5 protein-coding genes are annotated in these 2,648 nt (G+C 61.5%); 4 read left to right on the forward strand and 1 reads right to left on the reverse strand.

Annotated features, from left to right (window positions below):
* Both hpt and WBB85_RS09455 read left to right on the forward strand, forming a co-directional pair.
* Nucleotides 1–393 (forward strand): hypoxanthine phosphoribosyltransferase (gene hpt / locus WBB85_RS09450; protein WP_432638371.1); only part of this gene is annotated, 393 nt, incomplete at its 5' end.
* The gene (locus tag WBB85_RS09455; RefSeq protein WP_432638372.1) at nt 390–581 is read left to right on the forward strand and encodes a hypothetical protein; all 192 of its coding nucleotides are present in this window, start codon (nt 390–392) and stop codon (nt 579–581) included. The genes hpt and WBB85_RS09455, both read left to right, overlap by 4 nt.
* Here WBB85_RS09455 and WBB85_RS09460 read toward each other — a convergent pair.
* Nucleotides 578–1,441 carry a LysR family transcriptional regulator gene (locus WBB85_RS09460; RefSeq protein ID WP_432638373.1) on the reverse strand — a complete coding sequence of 288 codons (864 nt, stop codon included), beginning with the start codon at nt 1,439–1,441 and terminating at the stop codon, nt 578–580. The two genes, WBB85_RS09455 and WBB85_RS09460, sit on opposite strands and share 4 nt — an antisense overlap.
* A gap of 188 nt (nt 1,442–1,629) precedes the next feature.
* Between WBB85_RS09460 and WBB85_RS09465 the strand changes: the two genes are divergently transcribed.
* Entirely contained in the window at nt 1,630–2,094 is a 465-nt protein-coding gene (locus WBB85_RS09465; protein ID WP_432638374.1) for a c-type cytochrome, read from the forward strand.
* A gap of 79 nt (nt 2,095–2,173) precedes the next feature.
* Nucleotides 2,174–2,648, forward strand: a 475-nt coding sequence (locus WBB85_RS09470; RefSeq protein ID WP_432638375.1) for a c-type cytochrome, incomplete at its 3' end; no start/stop codon positions are given.

Raw genomic sequence — 2,648 nt, forward strand, 5'->3', positions numbered from 1 at the left:
GTGCGCGAGATCGACCTGCCGGTTGAGGTCGATTTCCTTGAAGCGTCGTCCTATGGCGACGGAATGGAATCCTCGCGTGAGGTGCGCATCCTGAAAGACCTGAGGGGCGAGATTTCGGGCCGTGATGTGCTGGTGGTCGAGGATATCGTCGATACAGGCTTCACGCTGCATCATGTCGTCAACCTTCTGCGTTCGCGTGAGCCAAAACGGCTGGAGGTCTGCGCGCTGCTCGACAAGCCCTCGCGCCGGGAAGTGCCGATCAAGGCGACCTGGACCGGGTTCGAGATCCCCGACGAATTCGTTGTGGGCTACGGCATCGACTTTGCCCAAAGGAACCGCAACCTGCCGCATATCGGCAAGGTGCGTTTCACCGGGGAGGCTGCCACCGAATGAACCTGCGCCATTTCCTGCGGATGGCACAATGGGCGCGCAACCCGCCTTCGGCAAAACGCGTGGCACTGGTCTTTGGCGTCGTGGCGCTCTGCCTTCTGCTCGCCGGACTGGAATGGGCGGGCGTAGTGCCGGACGGGTTTGGCCTTGCCCCCGGTGGGGACAAACCGAGGATAAAGACGCTTCCCTAAACGGATCCGCCCCGCAGCCGCGATGCCATCTTGCCAAGCGCCACCGCAAGTGCGCGCCGTGTCTCGGCAATGCGCGGCACATCGGCCAGATCGGCATGGCTCGCCACCCAGATATCGACGCTGACATCGGGGATAATGCCCTCGACCACTTCAAGCCGGTCGTCCTCATGGCCAAGAAAGTACGGCATCGGCGCCATCCCGTGCCCCGCCGCCGCCATTTCGCGCAAGACCGGGAAACTGTCGGTACAGGCGACGATCCTGGACGGGCTCAACTCATCCGTCATCCAACGGCCAATCACCGAACGGGACAGCGGGCCGCAGATGCCCAGCCAGTCGGTGGTTCCGCTGTCCTTCCGGCGGAAAAGCCCGAAGCCCAGTGTCGCCCCGACCTCACCGATCAGATCGTCAGAGAGCTTGTCGGTCGGGCGCACGGTGATATCTGCATGGGTGCGTGCCAGATCGAGATGGGCGTTCGTGCACAACAGCTCGATCCTGAGTTCGGGCGATGCAATGCGCAGGTCCGACACGATCGGCGGCAGCACATGCTGACAGAACGTATCGGTCGAGGTGACACGGACGTCCCCGGTCAGGGGCGCGCGGACACCCTGAAGCGTCCGGGCAACCGATTGCACCGCCCGGTCGACCTCGCGCGCGGCTTCTATGACCCGCTTGTGCGCGCCAGAAACGACATAGCCCCGCGCGGTCTTGTCAAAGATCGCGAATCCGGCGGCCTCCTCATAGGCCGCCACCCGGCGCAGCACGGTTGCGTGATTCACCCCCAGCCGCCGCGCGGCCGCGTTGACCGAGCCTTCCTCGGCCACGGCAAGGACAAAGCGCAGATCATCCCAGTTCTCTCTCATGCCGTGTCCCTCACGTTATTGTTACCGCCATAGTCGTGCACTGCATCGAGTTTGCATGACAGGTGACCGAAGTATTTGGGGCATATCCCCCAGATGTGCAATTTTTCACGTTTACCATGCGGAATTTGCGGATGGTAATCAAATTCAGCACAGGTACTCTGCCCACATCCTCAACAGGGAGTTACACTATGAAGAAGATTATTGCCGGTCTGGCGCTTGCCACCGTTGCTTTCGCCGGGTCCGTCTCGGCACAGGACGCCCCCTTTGCCAAAGAAATCAAAGCCCGTCAGGGGATCATGGTTTACCGCGCGCTGAATATCGGCGTGCTGGGTGCCATGGCCAAGGGTGAGGCAGAGTACAATGCCGAAGCCGCACAAAAGGCGGCCGACGCACTGGTGGCCTCGACCAAGCTTGATGTCTCGATGCTCTATGTTCCGGGCTCGAGCAACGCCGAAAACCCGGCTTCAACCGTCAAGCCCGAGGTCTTTACCGAAGACGTAGGCATCGGCGCCAAGGCGGCAGATTTCAATGCTGCTGCCGAGGCGATGCAAGTGGCAGCTGGCACCGGGCTCGACGGCCTGAAAGCTGCGATGGGTGCACTGGGAAAATCGTGTGGCGGATGCCACGAGGTTTCGCGCATTCCGCAAAACTGAGTTCAACGTGTTTCATGAGTAAACTTTTTTATTAGGTTGGGGGGCGGATCGAATCCGCCCCCATTTCATGAAGGAAGCCATGCGCCGTCTGTTTCGCCTTTTCCTCGTTCTCGCGATTGTCGGGCTTGGTGTGGCCTGGCTGGTTTTGCGTCCCCAGCCTCTGTCGGACGACGCATTGGCCGGGCTGAGCGGGGATGCCGGGCTCGGTGAGCTGGTCTTCTGGGCCGGCGGCTGCGCTTCCTGCCATGCCGGTGACAAAGCAAGCGACGATGAAAAGCTGGTGCTGAAGGGCGGGCAACGATTCCCTTCACCGTTTGGCACCTTCATTGCACCGAACATCTCGAGTGACCCCGATGTCGGCATCGGCAACTGGTCGGAGCTTGATCTGGCCAATGCGATGGTGCGGGGCGTCTCGCCAAAGGGGCAGCACTATTATCCGGTCTTTCCCTATGCCAGCTATGCCAAGGCGGACTTGCAGGACGTGGTCGACCTGCGCGCCTTTATGGCCACCCTTCCCGCCGACCCGACCCCGAGCGGCACGCATGAGGTCGGCT

The sequence above is a fragment of the Albidovulum sp. genome, assembly GCF_049646345.1.
Classification (GTDB): domain Bacteria; phylum Pseudomonadota; class Alphaproteobacteria; order Rhodobacterales; family Rhodobacteraceae; genus Albidovulum.

Coding starts and splice junctions, on each gene's coding strand:
- WBB85_RS09455 (WP_432638372.1), top strand. CDS start 390: ATGAACCTGCGCCATTTCCTGCGGATGGCACAATGGGCGCGCAACCCG.
- WBB85_RS09460 (WP_432638373.1), bottom strand. CDS start 1,441: ATGAGAGAGAACTGGGATGATCTGCGCTTTGTCCTTGCCGTGGCCGAG.
- WBB85_RS09465 (WP_432638374.1), top strand. CDS start 1,630: ATGAAGAAGATTATTGCCGGTCTGGCGCTTGCCACCGTTGCTTTCGCC.